The organism is Streptomyces sp. CBMA291, assembly GCF_014596525.1.
GTDB lineage: Bacteria > Actinomycetota > Actinomycetes > Streptomycetales > Streptomycetaceae > Streptomyces.
On record NZ_MSJP01000015.1, the window covers coordinates 93,804 to 111,723 of the forward strand.

Annotated in this window: 15 protein-coding genes and 1 pseudogene; 8 read left to right on the forward strand and 8 right to left on the reverse strand. The window is 73.5% G+C overall.

Annotated features, from left to right (window positions below):
- Positions 1 to 27: 27 nt before the first annotated feature.
- The 3 genes and pseudogenes from BU197_RS31225 to BU197_RS04715 form a co-directional block, all read left to right on the forward strand.
- Positions 28 to 114, forward strand: coding sequence for a putative leader peptide (locus BU197_RS31225; RefSeq protein WP_317452156.1), 87 nt, complete (start codon positions 28 to 30; stop codon positions 112 to 114).
- Between the two features lie 100 nt (positions 115 to 214).
- On the forward strand, positions 215 to 907 hold the full coding sequence (locus tag BU197_RS04710; protein ID WP_223183110.1) for a cysteine dioxygenase family protein: 693 nt from the start codon (positions 215 to 217) through the stop codon (positions 905 to 907).
- Positions 904 to 1,290: pseudogene (locus BU197_RS04715) on the forward strand (rhodanese-like domain-containing protein); the annotation flags it as partial. The gene BU197_RS04710 and the pseudogene BU197_RS04715, both read left to right, overlap by 4 nt.
- A gap of 519 nt (positions 1,291 to 1,809) precedes the next feature.
- Here BU197_RS04715 and recX read toward each other — a convergent pair.
- Together recX and recA are read right to left on the reverse strand one after the other, a co-directional pair.
- Positions 1,810 to 2,376 (reverse strand): recombination regulator RecX, encoded by a 567-nt coding sequence (gene recX, locus BU197_RS04720; RefSeq protein ID WP_188266910.1) that lies wholly within the window; start codon positions 2,374 to 2,376, stop codon positions 1,810 to 1,812.
- Positions 2,377 to 2,380: 4 nt separating this feature from the next.
- Positions 2,381 to 3,508: a recombinase RecA gene (gene recA, locus BU197_RS04725; protein ID WP_188266911.1), complete on the reverse strand. Its 1,128-nt coding sequence runs from the start codon at positions 3,506 to 3,508 to the stop codon at positions 2,381 to 2,383.
- Positions 3,509 to 3,779: 271 nt separating this feature from the next.
- Here recA and BU197_RS04730 point away from each other — a divergent pair, with 271 nt between their 5' ends.
- Both BU197_RS04730 and BU197_RS04735 read left to right on the forward strand, forming a co-directional pair.
- Entirely contained in the window at positions 3,780 to 4,442 is a 663-nt protein-coding gene (locus BU197_RS04730) for a helix-turn-helix transcriptional regulator (RefSeq protein ID WP_188266912.1), read from the forward strand.
- A gap of 32 nt (positions 4,443 to 4,474) precedes the next feature.
- A complete protein-coding gene (locus BU197_RS04735) occupies positions 4,475 to 4,984 on the forward strand; it encodes a DUF3291 domain-containing protein (protein WP_188266913.1) in 510 nt (169 codons plus the stop codon).
- Positions 4,985 to 5,076: 92 nt separating this feature from the next.
- Here BU197_RS04735 and BU197_RS04740 read toward each other — a convergent pair whose 3' ends face one another.
- Positions 5,077 to 6,771, reverse strand: coding sequence for an IucA/IucC family siderophore biosynthesis protein (locus BU197_RS04740; RefSeq protein WP_188266914.1), 1,695 nt, complete (start codon positions 6,769 to 6,771; stop codon positions 5,077 to 5,079).
- A 47-nt stretch (positions 6,772 to 6,818) separates the two neighbouring features.
- Between BU197_RS04740 and BU197_RS04745 the strand changes: the two genes are divergently transcribed.
- On the forward strand, positions 6,819 to 8,384 hold the full coding sequence (locus BU197_RS04745; protein ID WP_188266915.1) for an IucA/IucC family protein: 1,566 nt from the start codon (positions 6,819 to 6,821) through the stop codon (positions 8,382 to 8,384).
- Positions 8,385 to 8,528: 144 nt separating this feature from the next.
- Here BU197_RS04745 and BU197_RS04750 read toward each other — a convergent pair whose 3' ends face one another.
- A complete protein-coding gene (locus BU197_RS04750) occupies positions 8,529 to 9,656 on the reverse strand; it encodes an AI-2E family transporter (protein ID WP_188266939.1) in 1,128 nt (375 codons plus the stop codon).
- Between the two features lie 445 nt (positions 9,657 to 10,101).
- Positions 10,102 to 10,296 carry a DUF3046 domain-containing protein gene (locus tag BU197_RS04755; protein ID WP_188266916.1) on the reverse strand — a complete coding sequence of 65 codons (195 nt, stop codon included), beginning with the start codon at positions 10,294 to 10,296 and terminating at the stop codon, positions 10,102 to 10,104.
- A 79-nt stretch (positions 10,297 to 10,375) separates the two neighbouring features.
- On the opposite strand from BU197_RS04755, the gene BU197_RS04760 reads away from it, so the two are divergent.
- A complete protein-coding gene (locus tag BU197_RS04760) occupies positions 10,376 to 11,305 on the forward strand; it encodes a hypothetical protein (RefSeq protein ID WP_188266917.1) in 930 nt (309 codons plus the stop codon).
- Between the two features lie 108 nt (positions 11,306 to 11,413).
- On the opposite strand, the gene BU197_RS04765 is transcribed toward BU197_RS04760, so the two are convergent.
- The 3 genes from BU197_RS04765 to BU197_RS04775 all read right to left on the reverse strand — a co-directional run bounded on the left by BU197_RS04765 (position 11,414) and on the right by BU197_RS04775 (position 13,041).
- A complete protein-coding gene (locus BU197_RS04765; RefSeq protein ID WP_188266918.1) occupies positions 11,414 to 11,722 on the reverse strand; it encodes an AzlD domain-containing protein in 309 nt (102 codons plus the stop codon).
- Positions 11,719 to 12,459 (reverse strand): AzlC family ABC transporter permease, encoded by a 741-nt coding sequence (locus tag BU197_RS04770; RefSeq protein WP_188266919.1) that lies wholly within the window; start codon positions 12,457 to 12,459, stop codon positions 11,719 to 11,721. Before BU197_RS04770 ends, BU197_RS04765 begins: the two co-directional genes overlap by 4 nt.
- A gap of 183 nt (positions 12,460 to 12,642) precedes the next feature.
- Positions 12,643 to 13,041, reverse strand: a complete 399-nt coding sequence (locus tag BU197_RS04775) for a hypothetical protein (RefSeq protein ID WP_188266920.1) — start codon at positions 13,039 to 13,041, stop codon at positions 12,643 to 12,645.
- A gap of 228 nt (positions 13,042 to 13,269) precedes the next feature.
- Here BU197_RS04775 and BU197_RS04780 point away from each other — a divergent pair, with 228 nt between their 5' ends.
- Complete coding sequence (locus BU197_RS04780; protein WP_188266921.1) at positions 13,270 to 17,919, forward strand: DEAD/DEAH box helicase; 4,650 nt, start codon at positions 13,270 to 13,272, stop codon at positions 17,917 to 17,919.
- The last annotated feature ends 1 nt before the right edge of the window (position 17,920 follow it).

Here is a 17,920-nt window from a genome sequence, read left to right on the forward strand (position 1 = left end):
GAGGGCTCGCATGGTGTACTCCGGAGCGTGACCGACACCTATGCGCGCCTGTGGCGGAGGGTCCATATGGACCTCGTCCGCTACGCGGGCTGCGTGTGTCGCCCGTCCCGCTGATCCCGCCCCCTTCCCCGCGCGCGCCCCGCCGCCGACGTGACCGCCCTCCGTCGGCGTGCCGTGCCGCCGCGCGTCCTCAGCGAACCCAGGACGGTCCTCCATGCCTCCCACCGCGCCTCCGCACACCCTGAACCCTCCGAACCCCCTGAACGCCCCTGATTCCTCGGCCGGTTCCCCTCTCGGTTCCGCCCCTAGCTCCTCCCCCGACGCCTCGGCCGGTTCCTCGCCGTTGCCGCCGGGCTCCCCGGCTTCCACCGCCGCCACGTCACCGGCCGGACCGGGCGCGCCAGTCGCCCCGACCGCCCCGACCGAAGCCGAACTCCTCGATTTCGTACGGCGTACGGCGGCCGACCGGGCACTGGTCGACTCCCTGCCGCTCGACCCCGAGGACCGTACGTGGGTACGGCTCGACGGGCCCGGTGGCAGCGAGGCGTGGCTCATCGGCTGGCCGCCCGGCACCGGCACGGGCTGGCACGACCACGCCGAGTCGCTGGGCGCCTTCACCACCGCGCGCGGCACCCTGACCGAGCACGCGCTCGCCGTCCGCCTCCCGGCGGGCGGCTGGAAGACCCTGGAGCTGGCCGACGGCGTGGACCGCTCCCGGCTGCTGCCGGAGGGCCGGGGCCGGGCCTTCGGCCGCCACCACGTCCACGAGGTGCTCAACGCCTCGCCGGACGCCCACGCGGTCTCGGTGCACGCCTACTATCCGCCGCTCCCACTGATCCGGCGGTTCAGCCGGACCGGCGCCGTCCTCCGCCTTGAGCAGGTCGAGCGTGCGAAGGAGTGGCAGTGAGCACCGGACGCGTGGGCATCGACGAACTCCTGGAACAGGTCAGGGCGGGCATCGACCGGATCGAGCCCCGGGCCGCCCACGCGGCGTACGAGGCGGGCGACGCGCTCCTCGTGGACATCCGCTACGCGGCCCTGCGCGAACGGGACGGGCTGATCCCGGGCGCCCTCGTCGTGGAGCGCAACGAGCTGGAGTGGCGGCTCGATCCCCTGGGCAGCCACCGCGCGGCGGAGGCGGACAGCCACGACCTGCGGGTGGTGGTCCTGTGCAACGAGGGCTACGCCTCCTCCCTGGCGACGGAGTCCCTGCGCCGTCTGGGCCTGCACCGGGCGACGGACCTGACCGGCGGCTTCCAGGCCTGGAAGGCGGCGGGCCTCCCGGTCCTCCTCCCGAAACCGGACCCCTCCCCGCAGTCCGGCCCCGTCCCGGATACGGGCCTCGATACGGGCCTCGATCCGAAGCCGGGCCCTTCCCCGAAGCCCGAACTCCCTCCGAAACCGGGCCATGATCCGAAGCCGGGTCTCTCCGCGAAACCGGGCCCCTCCCCGAGGACCGGCCTCCGCCTGGAGTCTGGCGCCGCCCCGGAACCGGGCCCCTTCCCGAGGACCGGCCTCCGCCCGGAGTCTGGCGCCCTCCGTGGAACCGGGCCCCTTCCCGAAGGGGGGTCTCCGCCCGGAGACTGACGCCGTCCCGGAGTCCGGCCCCGTCCGGGATCCGGGCTCCCTCCCGGACCTGGACGTCACTTCGGACCCGACCGTCACCCCGGACCTGGCCGCCACCCCGAATTCGGCCATCACCCCGGACCTGGACGTCCCCTCGGGCCCGACCTTCGCCCCGGACCCGACCGTCACCCTGGGCCCGACCGTCACCCCCGAAGCCAGTCCCTGCCGGACGGCCCCCCGTAATCAGAAGGGCTCGTCAAGCCCGTCCGTGTCCTCGCCCTCCGCCTCCAGCGCTTGGCGGACGACTCTGAGCGCCATGCCCTCCGGGTAGCCCTTGCGGGCGAGCATCCCGGCGAGTCTGCGCAGTCTGCGGTCTCGGTCGAGGCCACGGGTGGCGCGCAGCTTGCGGTCGACCAGCTCGCGTGCCGTGGCCTCCTCCCGCTCGGAGTCCAGCCGCTCCACCGCCTCCTGGATGAGGGTCTGCTCGACACCCTTGGTCCGCAGCTCACGGGCGAGGGCGCGGCGGGCGAGGCCCCGGCCGTGGTGGCGGGACTCCACCCAGGCTCCCGCGAAGGCGGCGTCGTCGATGAGCCCGACGTCCTCGAAGCGGGAGAGGACCTCCTCGGCCACCTCGTCGGGGATCTCCTTCTTGCGCAACGCGTCGGCGAGCTGTTTTCGGGTGCGCGGGCTCCCGGTGAGCAGGCGCAGGCAGATCGCCCGCGCCCGCTCAGCCGGTTCCTGGGGTGGCGGCGCCTTCTCGGCCCTCGACGAGTCGGGACCGTCACCCGGCCATTCGGTGCGCCCGGTCACTGGTTCAGCTCTTGACCGCGGTGGCCTTGGTCGCCTTCGCGGTCTTGCTCGCGGCTGCCGGGGCGGCCTTGGCCGCCTCGTCCGGGGTGGTCGCGCCGTCGGCGGCGGCCGCCGTGTCGCCGCTTCCGGTCTCGGGACGGACGCCGACGCCGAGCTTCTCCTTGATCTTCCTCTCGATCTCGTCGGCGAGGTCGGGGTTGTCCTTGAGGAAGTTGCGGGCGTTCTCCTTGCCCTGGCCCAGCTGGTCGCCCTCGTACGTGTACCAGGCACCGGCCTTGCGGACGAAGCCGTGCTCCACGCCCATGTCGATCAGGCCGCCCTCGCGGCTGATGCCCTGGCCGTAGAGGATGTCGAACTCGGCCTGCTTGAACGGGGGCGCGACCTTGTTCTTGACGACCTTGACGCGGGTGCGGTTGCCGACCGCGTCCGTGCCGTCCTTGAGGGTCTCGATGCGGCGGATGTCGAGGCGCACGGAGGCGTAGAACTTCAGGGCTCGGCCACCGGTCGTGGTCTCCGGCGAGCCGAACATCACACCGATCTTCTCGCGGAGCTGGTTGATGAAGATCGCGGTGGTCTTGGACTGGTTGAGCGCGCTGGTGATCTTCCGGAGCGCCTGGCTCATCAGCCGGGCCTGGAGACCGACGTGGGAGTCGCCCATCTCGCCCTCGATCTCCGCGCGCGGGACGAGCGCGGCGACGGAGTCGATGACGATCAGGTCGAGGGCGCCGGAGCGGACCAGCATGTCGACGATCTCAAGGGCCTGCTCGCCGTTGTCCGGCTGGGACAGGATGAGGTTGTCGATGTCGACGCCGAGCTTCTTGGCGTACTCGGGGTCGAGGGCGTGCTCGGCGTCCACGAAGGCCACCTGGCCGCCGGCCTTCTGGGCGTTGGCCACCGCGTGCAGGGTCAGGGTCGTCTTGCCGGAGGACTCCGGTCCGTAGATCTCGACGACACGGCCGCGCGGCAGGCCACCGACGCCGAGGGCGATGTCGAGGGCGGTCGAACCGGTGGAGATCACCTCGATCGGCTCCTGGGTGCGGTCGCCCATGCGCATCACGGCGCCCTTGCCGAATTGGCGTTCAATCTGTGCGAGCGCGGCGTCGAGCGCCTTCTCGCGGTCGGTTCCTGCCATGGGTTCCACCCGGTTTGCTTGAGTCGATCGCTTCATGGGAAAGACGCTAACCCCTGCCACTGACAACGGGCTCCGACGTCCCCTCCGGCCTGTGGACAACCCGCCGACAAACCCGCGTTCCCTGGGCCGGACCTTCATAAGAATAGATGTTCGATTTCACTGTCAAGCGTGCCACGCGAGCCCCGACGTCCCGGTATCGACCGAATCGCCCCGCCCGCGACCGCACCCCCACCCTTCTATCGCCAATCCCCGTTGTTCCTAGAATGGCCGAATGAAGGACATCGACGCCATCGCGGCGCTCCAGGACCCGGTACGGCGCCGCCTGTACGAGTACGTGACGGCCCAGGGCCGCGAGGTCGGCCGCAACGAGGCCGCCGAGGCGACCGGGGTGACGCGCACCCTCGCCGCGCACCACCTGGACAAGCTGACCGAGGCGGGACTCCTGGAGAGCGGCAGCCGACGCCTGACGGGGCGCTCGGGACCGGGGGCCGGCCGCCCCGCGAAGGTCTACACCCGGGCGCGGGCCGAGCACACGGTGTCGCTGCCCTCCCGCGACTACCGCACCGCCGCCGAACTGCTCGCCGAGGCGGCCGAGCAGGCCGGTCTGGACGCGGGCCTCTGCGCCGTCGCGCGGAGCCGCGGCGAGGCCCTGCGCGGCGCCGCCGAACCCTGCGGCGACCTGACGGACGTCATGGAGACACTGACCGCCCGAGGCTACGAACCGCACCTCGAAGAGGCCGTCGTCCGGATGCGCAACTGCCCCTTCCACTCCGTCGCCGAGCGCTTCCCACCCCTCGTCTGCGGCATGAACCTCGCCCTCCTGGAAGGGCTGATCGGCACGGAGGGGCCCGTCCGCGCCCGGATGGACTCCCGGCCCGGGGAGTGCTGCGTCGTGGTCGAACCCGCCGAGCCCTCTAAAACCAATGCAGATTGACATAGAAATCGCCGCCGTGCTGGGATGAGCCCATGACCGCTACTCCGCCTGCCTGCCAGCTCGCCCAGCTCAACGTCGCCACCCTGCTCCACCCGCTCGACCACCCGCTCATCGCGCCCTTCGTCGAGCTGCTCGAACCGGTCAACGCCTCCGCCGAGGCCTCCCCCGGCTTCGTGTGGCGGCTCGTGGGCGACGGGGACACCGACGCCACCGGTCTGCGTCCGGCAGGCGAGAACGTCATCGTCAACATGTCGGTGTGGGAGTCCCAGGAGGCCCTGTGGGACTTCACCTACCGCAGCGGACACCTGGAGGTCGTACGGCAGCGGCGCGACTGGTTCGAGCGGCACGTGTCGGCGCATCTGGTGCTCTGGTGGGTCCCCGCCGGCCACGTCCCGACCATCACGGAAGCCCTGGAGCGGCTGGCGGACCTGCGGGAGAACGGCCCGTCCCCGCGCGCGTTCACCTTCGCCTCCACCTACAGTGCCGACGAAGCCGCCGAGCACGCGCGCGTAGTGCCCGCCGAAGGCCGGTCGGGCGCCTGAGAAACCGGGGCGGGGTCCTGTGGAACCGGGGGCGGGACCCTTCGGAACCGGGGGCGGGGTGCTGCGGAACGGTGGGTGCCCGAGAGACCCGCTCAGGGCCCGACGCGGGTGTCAGGGAAGCCCGCCCGGCCCTCCCCCGCCGCCAGCGGGTTCGGGAGCCCCGTCCAGAGTTCCGCGCCCGCCGGGTCCAGCCGCATCAGGGTGAGCGCCTTGGCCGGAAGCGGCCGTGTGCGCAGGGCGTGCAGGTCGGGGGTCGGAGCCAGCTCCGGGATGGCCTTCTCCAGGATCGCGCCGAGCGTCGGCGCGTCCCCCGCCAGCGGGCCGAGCGCCCCGGTGACCAGACTGCCCAGGACCTTGCGGCGCAGGGTGCCCGGGTCGTCGTTCAGGAGGCGGCCGTTGAGCGGCGGGGCCGCGATGCCGTGCCGGGCGAGCCGCGCGGGGCTGATCCGGATGTCGGCGAGGTCCCGGTAGACCAGGCGCAGCGGCCGGCACTCGGCGTCGACCACCACGAGCAGGTTCTGTCCGTGCGCCTCCAGCGCCACCCCGAGGTCGAGCAGCTCCAGGCAGACACCGAGGGCCAGCCGCGCGAAGGCGGCCACCCGGTCGAGCCGTTCGCCCGGCGTACGGGAGGCCAGCAGCGCGGGCAGGACGGCCACCGGCACGACGCTCTCCCCGGCCTCCCCGCGCGCGTGGACCTGCGGCGCCTCCCGGAGCAGCACCGCCAGATCGGCGGTGCCCGCACCGGCCGCGGCGAGGGTACGGGCGATGTGCAGGCGGCCCTCGAACCGTTCGGCGATGCCCTCGGCGAACACCGAGGTGGCGACGGCGTGGGTGACCGTGTACGCCGAGATGTCCCGGACGGTCGAGGTCAGCCGGGTACTCAGCGAGGTCTTGACATGCGTGTCCCCGGACCCGCCCACGCGCGCGTACGCCCCTGCCGCGTGTACGTGCGCGTGCTCCCCGGCCCCGTACTCGCCCGACCGGCCCACGCGCGCGTACTCCCCTCCCGGGGCCCACGAAGCCCCTCCGGCCGCCATCAGGGCCTCCCCCTCGTCCCCCAGGGCCAGGGTGCGCAGGGAGAGCAGCGGGTGCGCGTCCGGTCCCGGGCGCAGCCGTAGCCCGGACAGCACGTGGGCTGCCTGCCAGGGGTGGACGGGGATCAGCACGGAGGAGCCGTCGCGCAGTGCGGCGGGCCAGGCGCCCGACACGGCGGCGTCCTCGACCTCGGCGAGCCGCAGCGGGACGACCGGCCGGTGCTCGGGCGCGTACGCCAGCTGCTCGACGGCCGAGAAGCCCGGCCTGGAGCGGCAGCAGGGGTGGTACGGGTGCCCGTCGGTCTCCGCCTGCTCCCACGCCCACGAGGTGGCCCCCGGGACCGCGAGGGGCCGCCGGGGCGTCGTACGCGACAGGGCCATCGACGCCACGCTGTGGTCGAGTTCGGCGGCCAGCCGGCCGCCCTCCGGGACTCCCAGGGCCGCCACCAGTTCGGCCGGATGGTCGAACGGGCGCCCGTCCAGCTCAAGCTCGGTCACGGACGCGCCCGTCGCCCACGGGTCCGCGTGCGGGCCGCGCAGTCGCCGCCCGTCGGCGAGCCGCAGGGTGACGCCCTCACGGCCCGTCGAGCGTCCTGTGACCCAGGGGAACGGCTCATGGACGAGACCGCGCCACAACCGGGTCAGGACCGCGCTCCGCGCCCCCTGGAGACCTGCGGCGTACGCGGTGGCCGAATCGGGCCGTACGGCGTCCAGCTCGGCGGCGAGAGCCCGTTCCGCAGTGGTTCGGCACATGGGGTTGTTCTATCGCGGTCGAACACGATCCACACATACTGAGAACGATGAACACACTGACGCGGGCCGCCGACGCGCTGGCGGTGACGCCCTTGCTCAACTGTCTGCTCCGTGAGGCGGCGGAGCCCGCTTCGGCGGTCCCGGACACCGGCCGGGAGGAGCCGTCCGACCGCTCCGTCCACCGGCTCCGGGCCAGCGGCCGTCTCCTCAGGGTGCGCCCCGGCCACCGTCCCTCGTCCCCCGAGCTGTGGAACGGGCGGTCCTGGCGGGCCCTGGACCACGCCGCTCTGGTCGACCTCGCCGTCCAGGAGATGAGCGCCACCACGGGCCGCTCCAATCCGGCCCTCGCCGCCGAGATGGCCGCCAGCCGCAGCGCCGTACGGGCCGTCCTCGCCGCCCGTGCCCGCACGACGCCGCCCGAGGACCCCTGGCTCCGCTCCGAGCAGGCCCTCGTCATGGGCCACCCGTACCATCCGGCCCCCAAGGCCCGTACCTCCGGCGGGTCCCCCACCGCGTGGCTGCGCTACGCGCCGGAGGCGTACGCCCGGTTCCCGCTGGTGCTGCTCGGCGTCCGGGAGGACGCGGTGGTCGAGGACGGGGACACCCGGGCCCTCGACGCCCTCGGCGAGGCCCCGCCGGGCTACCGGCTGCTCCCCGCCCATCCCTGGCAGCTCGAACTGTCGGACCGTGTCCCCCGGCTGCGGGCCGCCTTCGCCGAGGGGCGGCTCATCCGGCTCGGCACCACCCGCGAGGCCGCCCGGCCGACCTCTTCGGTGCGCACCCTGTACGTCCCCGGCGGCGGCTCCGGTACGGGCGACGGCCTGTTCCTGAAGTTCAGCCTCGACGTGCGGATCACCAACGACATCCGCCGGATGCGCCGCCACGAACTGCTCCACGTACGCCGGACCGACCCGCTGGTCAGCGCCGCCTTCACCGCCATGGGCGGACCCGCGACCTGGCTCAGCGACCGGGGGTACCGCACGGTGGACGGGCTCTTCGAGACCTGCGCCGTCCTCGTCCGGGACGGTCTGGACCGGCATCTGGCGCCCGGCACGACGGCGGTGCTCGCGGCGGCGCTCGTCGAGGGCTTCCCCGGCAATCCCCTCGACCGGGTCACCGATCCCCGGGTCTGGTGGTCGGCGTATCTGCGCCAGGTCGTGCCGCCGGTCCTGGAGGCGTTCGCCCGTTTCGGCGTCGTCGTGGAGTGCCACCTACAGAACACGTTGATAGCCGTGGACGCCCAGGGCCTTCCCGTCCAGTCGGTCTTCCGTGACGCGGAGGGCGCCAAGACCGTGCCCGAGATGCCCCGTGAGGCGGCCTGGCGGCGCCTCGCCTACTGTCTGGTGGTCAACAACCTCTCCGAGGTCGCCGGAGCCCTCGCGGACCGTTTCCCCGGCTCCACCGCCGCCCTGTGGGCGCTGGCCCGCGCCGAGTTCGAGCGCGGCGGCCGGCTGCCCGCACTCCCCGGTCTCGCCGGTCTGCTCGACGAGCCCACCCTGCCGGGCAAGGCGAACCTGCTCTCCCGCTGGATCAGGGCGGAGGGAACCGCCCCCCGCTACCTCCCGGTCCCGAATCCACTCGTACGCGACACGGTGGGCAGCACGCGCGCGTAGGAAGGCCGATCCCACGCACCGGGGACCCGCCCTCCGTACCCACCAGGGTCCGCCCCCCCGTACGCACCAGGGTCCGCCCCCTCGTACGCCCCGGGGTCCTCCTTCGTGCGTCCCCGCCCGGGACCCGCCTCCGTACGCCCCCTGTCACTCCTTCGCCCCGGCCTCCTTCTTGTGCTGGAGGGCCTTCTGGAGCCGGGCGACCACGGCCTCTCCGTACCGTCGGTGCCCGTGGACGCGGGGGTCGTCCGTGACGTCGTACCGCTTCACGTACGCGCCCAGGAAGGCCTGGAGGGTCGCGACGGCGGGGATGGCGATCAGGGCGCCGACGGCGCCGAGCAGCGCGGTGCCCGCGATGACCGAGCCGAACGCCACCGCCGGGTGGATGTCCACGGTCTTCGCGGTGAGCTTCGGCTGGAGGACGTAGTTCTCGAACTGCTGGTAGATCACCACGAAGCCGAGCACCCACAGCGCGTACCAGGGGTTGACGGTGAACGCGATCAGCATCGGCAGGGCGCCTGCCAGATAGGTGCCGATGGTCGGGATGAACTGCGAGACCAGACCGACCCACACGGCGAGCGCGGGCGCGTACGGCACGGCGAGGATCTCGAAGACGACGAAGTGCGCGATGCCCGAGACGAGGGCCATCAGCCCGCGCGAGTACAGATAGCCGCCGGTCTTGTCGACGGCGATCTCCCAGGCGCGCAGCACCTCGGTCTGGCGGGCGGGCGGCAGGACGGAGCAGAGCGCCCGCCGCAGCCGGGGCCCGTCGGCCGCGAAGTAGAACGAGAACAGGAAGATCGTCAGGAGCCGGAAGAGGCCTCCCAGCACGGTGGTGGAGACGTCGAGGACGCCGGACGCGCTGTTCTGCACGTACTTCTGGAGCCAGTCGGATTTCAGGACGCTGTCCTGGACCTCGACCCGCGAGAGGTCCGTGTGGAACTTCTGGTTGATCCAGTTGATCAACGAGTCGAGATAGCCGGGGAAGTTCTCGACCATGTCCACGATCTGGCCGGCGAGCATCGAACCCAGCAGGACGACGAAGCCGACGCCGCAGACGAGGACGGCGAAGAAGACGAGGAAGGTGGCGGGTCCCCGCCGCATCCCGCGCGCCGCCATGCGCCCGACCGCCGGTTCGATGGCGAGGGCGAGGAAGAAGGCGAGCAGGATGTTGACGAGCAGGCCGACGAGCTGGTGGAAGGCCCACTCGCCGAGCTGGAAGCAGGCGTAGAGGGCGAGGGCGAGGACGAGCGCGCGGGGCAGCCAGCGCGGCATCCGCGCCGTCTGCCCGGCGGGCACCCCCCGCACGTCTTCCGGACCGGTGGGGGCCCCGGCGCCGACGGGTACGGGGGCCTCGCCGCCACCGTCCCCGCTCCCCGGGGTCACGGAAACAGGCGCTCCGAAGGATGCGCCTGTTCCGGCTGCTGTGTTCGCTTGTGTCGCGTCGGTTTCGTCAGTCGGAGCCACCCCGCCAGTCTCGCGCATCGCACGGACATTCCACCCGGGACCCCTCACATCACCGCCAGTCACCCCAAGGTTCGCCGTCCGGTCACCGCCTCGGAGGGCGTCCGTGGGCCGACCGTTCCCCGGAGGACCGCCGTCAAACCGGTCGGCTGGACTGCGGCGGGCTCGGCGGGGTCCGTGATCCGCCCACCGAGCGGCACGGACCCCCGGCGCCCGACACCGCTTGTCGGTCCGTGTCGGTGCGTGTCAGTGCGTGTCAGCGCTTGTCGGCCGGTACGTCCACGGCCGCGCAGACGGCCCGCCACACGTCCTTCGCCTCCCAGCCCGCGTCCAGCGCCTCCCGTACCGTCCGTCCGCCCAGCTCCGCCATCACGTGATCCCGGGCGAAGGACTCCGCGTACGCCCCACCGAAGTGGTCGGCCATCCGCTCCCAGAAAATCGTCAACCGCATGACCTCAGTATCGCGCTCCCAAGAGTGCAGCCCGCTCCGCGGGCCTTGTCAGCGCCGTGTTCCGCCCTACGGTCGGAGCATGGCCGAAACCCCCCACTCCGCCCCGCCCGCGACTCCCCTGGCCCGCGCCGAGCGCTTCGTCTGGCTGACGGCCCGCGTCCTCGAACAGCGCCGGTTCTCGTACCACTTCCTGCGCGGAGGCGCGGATCAGGTCGAGACGGCCCTGGCGTCGTACCTCGCCGAGGACGGCGGCTACGGACACGCCCTCGAACCGGATCTCCGCGGGCCCGTCAGCCAGCCCCTGCACACCGCGCACGCGCTGCGCGTCCTCGACTCGATCGGCCGCTGCGGCGGGCTGCGCGTGGAGCGGATCTGCCGCTATCTCACCGCCGTCTCCACCCACGACGGCGCGCTCCCCGCCGTCCACCCCTCCCAGCGCCGCTATCCGTCGGCGCCGTTCGTCCCGGTCGTCGACGCCCCGCCGAGCGCGCTGCTCACCACCGGCCCCGTGGTCGGTCTGCTGCACCGCAATCAGGTCTGGCACGCGTGGCTGTTCCGCGCCACCGAGTACTGCTGGGCGGTCGTGGAGTCGCTTGAGACGTCGCACCCGTACGAGATCGAGGCCGCGGTCGCCTTCCTGGACGGGGCACCGGACCACGCGCGCGCGGAGGCGGCGGCCGACCGGCTGGGACGGCTCGTGCGGGAGCAGCGGCTGGCCGTCCTGGAGCCGGACCGGGAGGACGCCTATCCGCTCCCCGACGGGTACGCGCCCGGGGAGCGGCGTTTCCCGCACGACTACGCGCGCGTGCCGGACTCGCTCGCGGCGCGCTGGTTCACCGACGCGGAGCTTTCCCGCTCGCTCGACCGGCTCGCGGCCGACCAGCGGCCGGACGGGGGCTGGTCGATCCGTCGGCGGGTCTGGGCCCCCGGCTCCGCCCTGGAGTGGCGTCCGATCGTCACGATCGAGGCGCTGCGCACCCTGCGGGCGCACAGCCGGGCCATCGGCTGACGGGCCCGGAGCAGACTCCCGGGGGGGGCGGGCGGCCACAGGAACCACCCGCCCCTCGGTTCAACCGCTCCTCGGTTCAACCGCCCCCCGGTTCACCCGCCCCCCGGTTCACCCGCCGAGGGCGCGTACCCCGGCCGTGACGAGCACGGCGGCGCCCACGACGACCAGGAAGGGGGCCCGCAGGACGAGCGCGACGGCCGCGGCGGCGACTCCGGCGGCGCGGGCGTCGAGGACCAGGCCGTGGCCCGCTCCGAAGGTCTGCTGGGCGGTGAGCGCGGCGAGCAGGGCGACGGGGAGGAGGGCGGCGAGCCGTCGCACGAGCGGCCGTTCCAGCGCTCCGGCCGGGACGAGCAGGCCGATCAGCTTGACCAGGTAGCACCCGGCGGCGGTCAGGACGATCGCGATCCAGACGTTCATCGGGCATCCTCCGCGGGGGTGTCCCGGCCGGTGCGGCGGCCGTGGAGCCAGAGCACCAGGGGCGCGGCGAGCGCCGCCACGAGGACCGGGACACCGGCGGGCAGGACGGGCAGCAGCCCGAGGCCGAGGAGGACGGCGATCCCGGCGGTGGTCCGCTCGGTCGCGGTCTTCAGCATGGGGGCGAGCAGGGCGAGGAAGACTGCGGGACCGGCCGCGTCGAGGCCCCAGGCGTCGGTGTCGCCGATCGCCTCGGCACCGAGGACGCCGAGCAGCGTGGTCGCGTTCCACAGCACGTACAGGGTGAGGCCGGTGGCGGTGAAGCCGATCCGGGCGGCCCTGCGGGAGGGCTGCGCGAGCGCGACGGCCGTGGTCTCGTCGATCACCCAGTGCGCGGCGAACGGCCTGACCGCCTTGGGCAGCGCGAGGAGCTGGGAGAGCCGCAGCCCGTAGAAGGCGTTGCGGGTGCCGAGGAAGAAGGCGCCTGCGGCGGCCGTGAAGGGGTTGCCGCCCCCGGCGAGGGCGCCCACCAGGGCGAACTGCGAGGCGCCGGTGAAGACGAGGAGGCTGAGGACACAGGTCTGGAGGACGCTGAGACCGGAGCCCGCCGAGGTCACGCCGAAGGCGAACCCGGAGAGCCCGACGGCGACACCGACGCCGAGGGCGTCGCGGATGACGGCCGCGTCGGGCTTGCCGGGCGCGCCGTCGCGTATGACGGGGGTTGCGTTCTGTTCTGCCACACCAGGGAAGGTACGGCAGGGCGGGGAGTGGAAGCTCGTACGTTTCGACGGGGGCGTCCGGGGCAAGCGGGTGCGCCCGGGACAAGCCGGTGGGGGCTCGGCGATCGGCCGGGGGCCTTGGTGGTCAGCCGGGGGGCCTTGATGGTCGGCCGAGGGCTCGGTGGTCAGGAGAAGAAGCGGTGGTCAGGAGGGCCACAGCAGTCGCTGGACGTCCTCCATGTCCCACGGCATGAAGCCGATCGAGAGGTCACCGGCCGAGGAGCGGCACTCGATGACGACGGCGCCCGGATTCACGACCCACGTCTCGGTCCCGCGCGGGCTGCGCTGACTCATGGGGTGCAGGTCCGGGGGAAGCGTCAGGGTGGGGCCGATCCGCAGCCACGGCTGCCATGTCACGGCCCCTTCGACCCTCCGCACCCTGCCGTTCCGCCAACGCTGCTTCCCCTCCAGGCCCTTGACCGCCACCGTCAGGACGTTCCGCTGCCTGACCGCTGTCGAGGCTGCGGCACGATACGTCTTCACCTGGAACACCAGGAATCCCCCCAGCCCGCTCAGCAGGCCCCACACCAGCACTTGGATCATGCGCGTACTCCATCAGAAGTCGCCCGGTAGGGCTACTGAACCGGCACTGAACCGGCACTGAACCGGTTTCGCCCCCGAGGAAAACCCTGAAACTCGAAAGCGTCGCCGTAGGACGGGCAGCCAGTCCGACGAGCCGATCCGCTCGCCCTCTTCCCGGCCCATGCCCCTCGCACGACGGGATTTCCCCAGGTCCAGCCGTTTGTCAGTGCCCCGGTGCACGATGGGGGCATGGTCAGGTCCGCGCTCGATTCGTTCTCCCCCGCGACCCGTGGTTGGTTCACCGGGGCCTTCACCGCGCCCACGGCGGCGCAGGAGGGGGCCTGGACCGCCATCGGCGCGGGTTCCGACGTCCTCGTCGTCGCGCCCACCGGGTCGGGCAAGACGCTGGCCGCCTTTCTCGCCTCCCTGGACCGGCTGGCCTCCGAGCCCCTGCCCGCCGAGCCGGTGAAGCGCTGCCGGGTGCTGTACGTGTCTCCGATGAAGGCGCTGGCCGTGGACGTCGAGCGGAATCTGCGCTCGCCGCTGACCGGCATCCGTCAGGAGTCAGTCCGGCTCGGTCTGCCCGAGCCGGACATCCGGGTCGGCATCCGTTCCGGCGACACCCCGGCCACCGAGCGGCGGGCGCTCGCGACCCGGCCCCCGGACATCCTGATCACCACCCCCGAGTCGCTGTTCCTGATGCTGACCTCCGCCGCCCGTGAGGCCCTCTCCGGGGTGGAGACCGTCATCCTCGACGAGGTGCACGCCGTCGCGGGCACCAAGCGGGGCGCCCATCTGGCCCTCTCCCTGGAGCGGCTGGACGAGCTGCTGCCCCGCCCGGCGCGCCGGATCGGCCTCTCCGCGACGGTCCGCCCGGTGGACGAGGTGGCGCGCTATCTGTCACCGGGGCGCGCCGTGGAGATCGTCCAGCCGCCGTCGGGGAAGGAGTTCGACCTGTCGGTCGTCGTCCCCGTCGACGACATGGGCGAGCTGGGCGGCTCGCCCGCCTCCGAAGGCAAGGACGGCGGCGACAAGCCGTCGATCTGGCCGCATGTCGAGGAACGGATCGCGGACCTCGTCCAGGCCCACCGCTCCACCATCGTCTTCGCCAACTCCCGACGCCTCGCCGAGCGCCTGTGCAACCGGCTCAACGAGATCGCGTACGAGCGGGCCACCGGCGAGCCGCTGCCCGAGGGGGCCGCCCCTGCCGAGATCATGGCCCAGTCGGGGTCCGCCCTCGGCGCCCCTCCGCTGCTCGCCCGCGCTCACCACGGTTCGGTCTCCAAGGAGCAGCGGGCCCAGGTCGAGGAGGATCTCAAGGCGGGCCGGCTGCCCGCCGTGGTGGCCACCTCCAGTCTGGAGCTGGGCATCGACATGGGCGCGGTAGACCTGGTCGTGCAGGTCGAGTCGCCGCCTTCGGTGGCCTCCGGGCTCCAGCGGGTGGGCCGCGCGGGGCACCAGGTCGGCGCGGTGTCGACGGGCGTGGTCTTCCCCAAGTACCGGGGGGACCTGGTGCAGGCGGCGGTGGTCACCGAGCGGATGCGCGCGGGGGCGATCGAGTCGCTGCGGATCCCGGCCAACCCGCTGGACGTCCTGGCCCAGCAGCTGGTCGCGACCGTCGCGCTGGACACCTGGCAGGTGGACGACCTGCTCGCCCTGGTGCGCCGGGCGGCGCCGTTCGCCTCGCTGCCCGACTCGGCGTTCACGGGCGTGCTCGACATGCTCGCCGGGCGCTATCCCTCGGACGCCTTCGCCGAGCTGCGCCCGCGCGTGGTCTGGGACCGGGTCGCCGGGACGGTGACCGGCCGGCCGGGCGCCCAGCGGCTCGCCGTCACCTCGGGCGGCACGATCCCGGACCGGGGCCTGTTCGGAGTCTTCCTCGTCGGCACGGACCCCAGGAAGGGCGGGGGCCGGGTCGGGGAGCTGGACGAGGAGATGGTGTACGAGTCCCGGGTCGGCGACGTGTTCACGCTCGGCACCACCTCCTGGCGGATCGAGGACATCACCCGTGATCGGGTCCTCGTCTCCCCCGCGCCCGGAGCGCCGGGCAGGCTGCCGTTCTGGAAGGGCGACCAGCTGGGCCGTCCGCTCGAACTGGGCCGGGCGGTCGGCGCGTTCCTCCGCGAGGTCGGCGCCCTCCCGGCGGAGGGGGCGCGGCTGCGGCTGCGGGCGGCGGGGCTCGACGAGCGGGCGGCGGACAACGTCCTGGCCTACCTCCGGGAGCAGCGCGAGGCCTGCGGTCATGTGCCGGACGACCGGACGATCCTGGTCGAGCGGTTCCGGGACGAGCTGGGGGACTGGCGGGTCGTCGTCCACTCCCCCTTCGGGGCGCAGGTGCACGCCCCCTGGGCGCTGGCCCTCGGCGCGCGGCTCGCCGAGCGGTACGGGATGGACGCGCAGGTGATGCACGCGGACGACGGCATCGTGCTGCGGCTGCCAGACGCCGACCTGCTGAGCCTGGACATGGGCCTCGATCTCCTCGACCACGAGCCGGTCGACCCCGGACGGCACCTCGACACGACGTACGACGCCGACAAGGCGCCCGTGGGCGCGGCCGACACCCTTTTCGACCAGGACGAGATCGGGCGGATCGTCACCGACCAGGTGGGCGGATCGGCCCTGTTCGCGTCCCGGTTCCGCGAGTGCGCGGCCCGCGCCCTGCTGCTGCCCCGGCGCAACCCCGGCAAGCGCACTCCGCTCTGGCAGCAGCGGCAGAAGGCTTCCCAACTGCTCCAGGTGGCGAGCGAGTTCGGCTCGTTCCCGATCGTCCTCGAAGCCGTCCGCGAGTGTCTCCAAGACGTCTTCGACCTGCCCGGACTCACGGAGCTGATGGGCGACATCGAGGCCCGCCGGGTCCGGCTGGTCGAGGTGACCACCCCCGAGCCCTCCCCCTTCGCCCGCTCACTGCTCTTCGGCTATGTGGCGCAGTTCCTGTACGAGGGCGATTCCCCGCTCGCCGAGCGCCGCGCGGCCGCCCTTTCCCTGGACTCCCGGCTGCTCGCGGAGCTGCTGGGCCAGGCGGAGCTGCGGGAACTGCTCGACCCCGAGGTGCTGACCGAGCTGGAGCGGGAGCTCCAGTGGCTGACGGAGGACCGGCGGATCAAGGACGTGGAGGGCGTCGCCGACCTGCTGCGGGTGCTCGGCCCGCTCACCGGCGAGGAACTGGCCGAGCGCGGCGCGGACCCGGAGTGGGCGCCCCGGCTCGGCGCGGCGCGGCGGGCGATCCCGGTGCGGATCGGGGGCCGGGAGCACTGGGCGGCGATCGAGGACGCGGGGCGGCTGCGGGACGCCCTGGGCACGGCCCTGCCCGTAGGGGTGCCGGAGGCTTTCACCGAGCCCGTGAAAGACCCGCTGGGCGATCTCCTCGCCCGGTTCGCTCGGACCCACGGCCCGTTCACCTCTTCGACCGCCGCCGCCCGTTTCGGTCTCGGCGCGGCCGTCACCGACGGCGCGCTTCAGCGGCTCGCCGCGACCGGCCGGGTCGTCCAGGGTGAGTTCCACCCCTCCGGCATCGGCCAGGAGTGGTGCGACGCCACGGTGCTGCGGCGGCTGCGGCGGCGCTCCCTCGCGGCCCTGCGCCACGAGCTGGAGCCGGTGCCTCCGGCGGCGCTCGCCACGTTCCTGCCGCAGTGGCAGCACCTGGGGAGCGGCGGGCTGCGCGGGATCGACGGGCTCGCCCGCGCCATCGAGCAGCTCCAGGGCGCGCCGGTCCCCGCCTCCGCCCTGGAGAAGCTGATCCTTCCGTCCCGGGTGCGGGACTACGCCCCGGGGCTCCTCGACGAGCTGACGACCACCGGGGAGGTGCTCTGGGCCGGGGCGGGCGCGCTGCCCGGCAAGGACGGCTGGGTCTCGCTGTACCTCGCGGACGCGGCTCCGCTGCTCCTTCCGCCGTCGCGTCCGCTGGAGGTGTCGGCGCTGCACGAGTCGGTGCTGACCGCCCTGTCCGGCGGGTACGGCCTGTTCTTCCGGCAGATCGCCGACCAGATCAGGGCCACCACCCATCCGGACGCGACCGATCCGCAGCTCGCCGACGCCGTCTGGGAGCTGGCCTGGTCGGGGCGGCTCACCAACGACACCCTGGCCCCGCTGCGCTCGCTCCTCGGCTCGGGGCGTACGGCGGGGGCGACCGCCCACCGGGCGCGCCGGACGGTTCCGCGCGGGCGGTACGGCTCGCTGACGGGCGCCGCCCGGCCGGTGTCCCGGACGGGCCCGCCGACGGTCTCCGGCCGCTGGTCGCTGCTGCCCCCGGCGGTGCCGGAGCCGACGCACCGGGCGCACGCCCTGGCCAGGACATTGCTGGACCGGCACGGGGTGGTCACCCGGGGCGCGGTGGCCGCCGAGGGGGTGGAGGGCGGTTTCTCCGCCGTGTACCGGGTCCTGTCGGCCTTCGAGGACAGCGGGCAGGCCCGGCGCGGCTATGTGGTGGAGGGGCTCGGCGCGGCCCAGTTCGCGATGGACGGGGCGGTGGACCGGCTGCGGGCGGCGGCGACCGCGCGGGACCGGGGAGTGGAGGCGGCGGCGGGTCCGCGCGCGCTGGTCCTGGCGGCGGCCGATCCGGCGAACGCGTACGGGGCGGCCCTGTCCTGGCCGGAGCCGCCGACCGGCGCCGGTCACAAGCCGGGGCGCAAGGCGGGCGCGCTGGTGGTCCTGGTCGACGGCGAGCTGACGCTCTACATGGAGCGCGGCGGCAAGACACTCCTGTCCTGGCCGGCGGAGCCCGACGACCCGGCGCTGACGGTGGCGGCCGAGGCCCTGGCGGAGGCGGCACGGGCGGGCACGCTGGGCACGGTCACGGTGGAGCGGATCAACGGAGCGGCCTCCCTGACCTCTCCCCTGGCCCGCCCCCTGGAATCCGCGGGCTTCGTGGCCACGCCGAGAGGCCTGCGCCTGCGCGCGTAGC

Coding starts and splice junctions, on each gene's coding strand:
- BU197_RS04765 (WP_188266918.1), bottom strand. CDS start 11,722: ATGAACGTCTGGATCGCGATCGTCCTGACCGCCGCCGGGTGCTACCTG.
- BU197_RS04755 (WP_188266916.1), bottom strand. CDS start 10,296: ATGCGGTTGACGATTTTCTGGGAGCGGATGGCCGACCACTTCGGTGGG.
- recA (WP_188266911.1), bottom strand. CDS start 3,508: ATGGCAGGAACCGACCGCGAGAAGGCGCTCGACGCCGCGCTCGCACAG.
- BU197_RS04750 (WP_188266939.1), bottom strand. CDS start 9,656: ATGCCGCGCTGGCTGCCCCGCGCGCTCGTCCTCGCCCTCGCCCTCTAC.
- BU197_RS04710 (WP_223183110.1), top strand. CDS start 215: ATGCCTCCCACCGCGCCTCCGCACACCCTGAACCCTCCGAACCCCCTG.
- BU197_RS04735 (WP_188266913.1), top strand. CDS start 4,475: ATGACCGCTACTCCGCCTGCCTGCCAGCTCGCCCAGCTCAACGTCGCC.
- BU197_RS04730 (WP_188266912.1), top strand. CDS start 3,780: ATGAAGGACATCGACGCCATCGCGGCGCTCCAGGACCCGGTACGGCGC.
- BU197_RS04740 (WP_188266914.1), bottom strand. CDS start 6,771: ATGTGCCGAACCACTGCGGAACGGGCTCTCGCCGCCGAGCTGGACGCC.
- BU197_RS04745 (WP_188266915.1), top strand. CDS start 6,819: ATGAACACACTGACGCGGGCCGCCGACGCGCTGGCGGTGACGCCCTTG.
- BU197_RS04760 (WP_188266917.1), top strand. CDS start 10,376: ATGGCCGAAACCCCCCACTCCGCCCCGCCCGCGACTCCCCTGGCCCGC.
- BU197_RS04775 (WP_188266920.1), bottom strand. CDS start 13,041: ATGATCCAAGTGCTGGTGTGGGGCCTGCTGAGCGGGCTGGGGGGATTC.
- BU197_RS04780 (WP_188266921.1), top strand. CDS start 13,270: ATGGTCAGGTCCGCGCTCGATTCGTTCTCCCCCGCGACCCGTGGTTGG.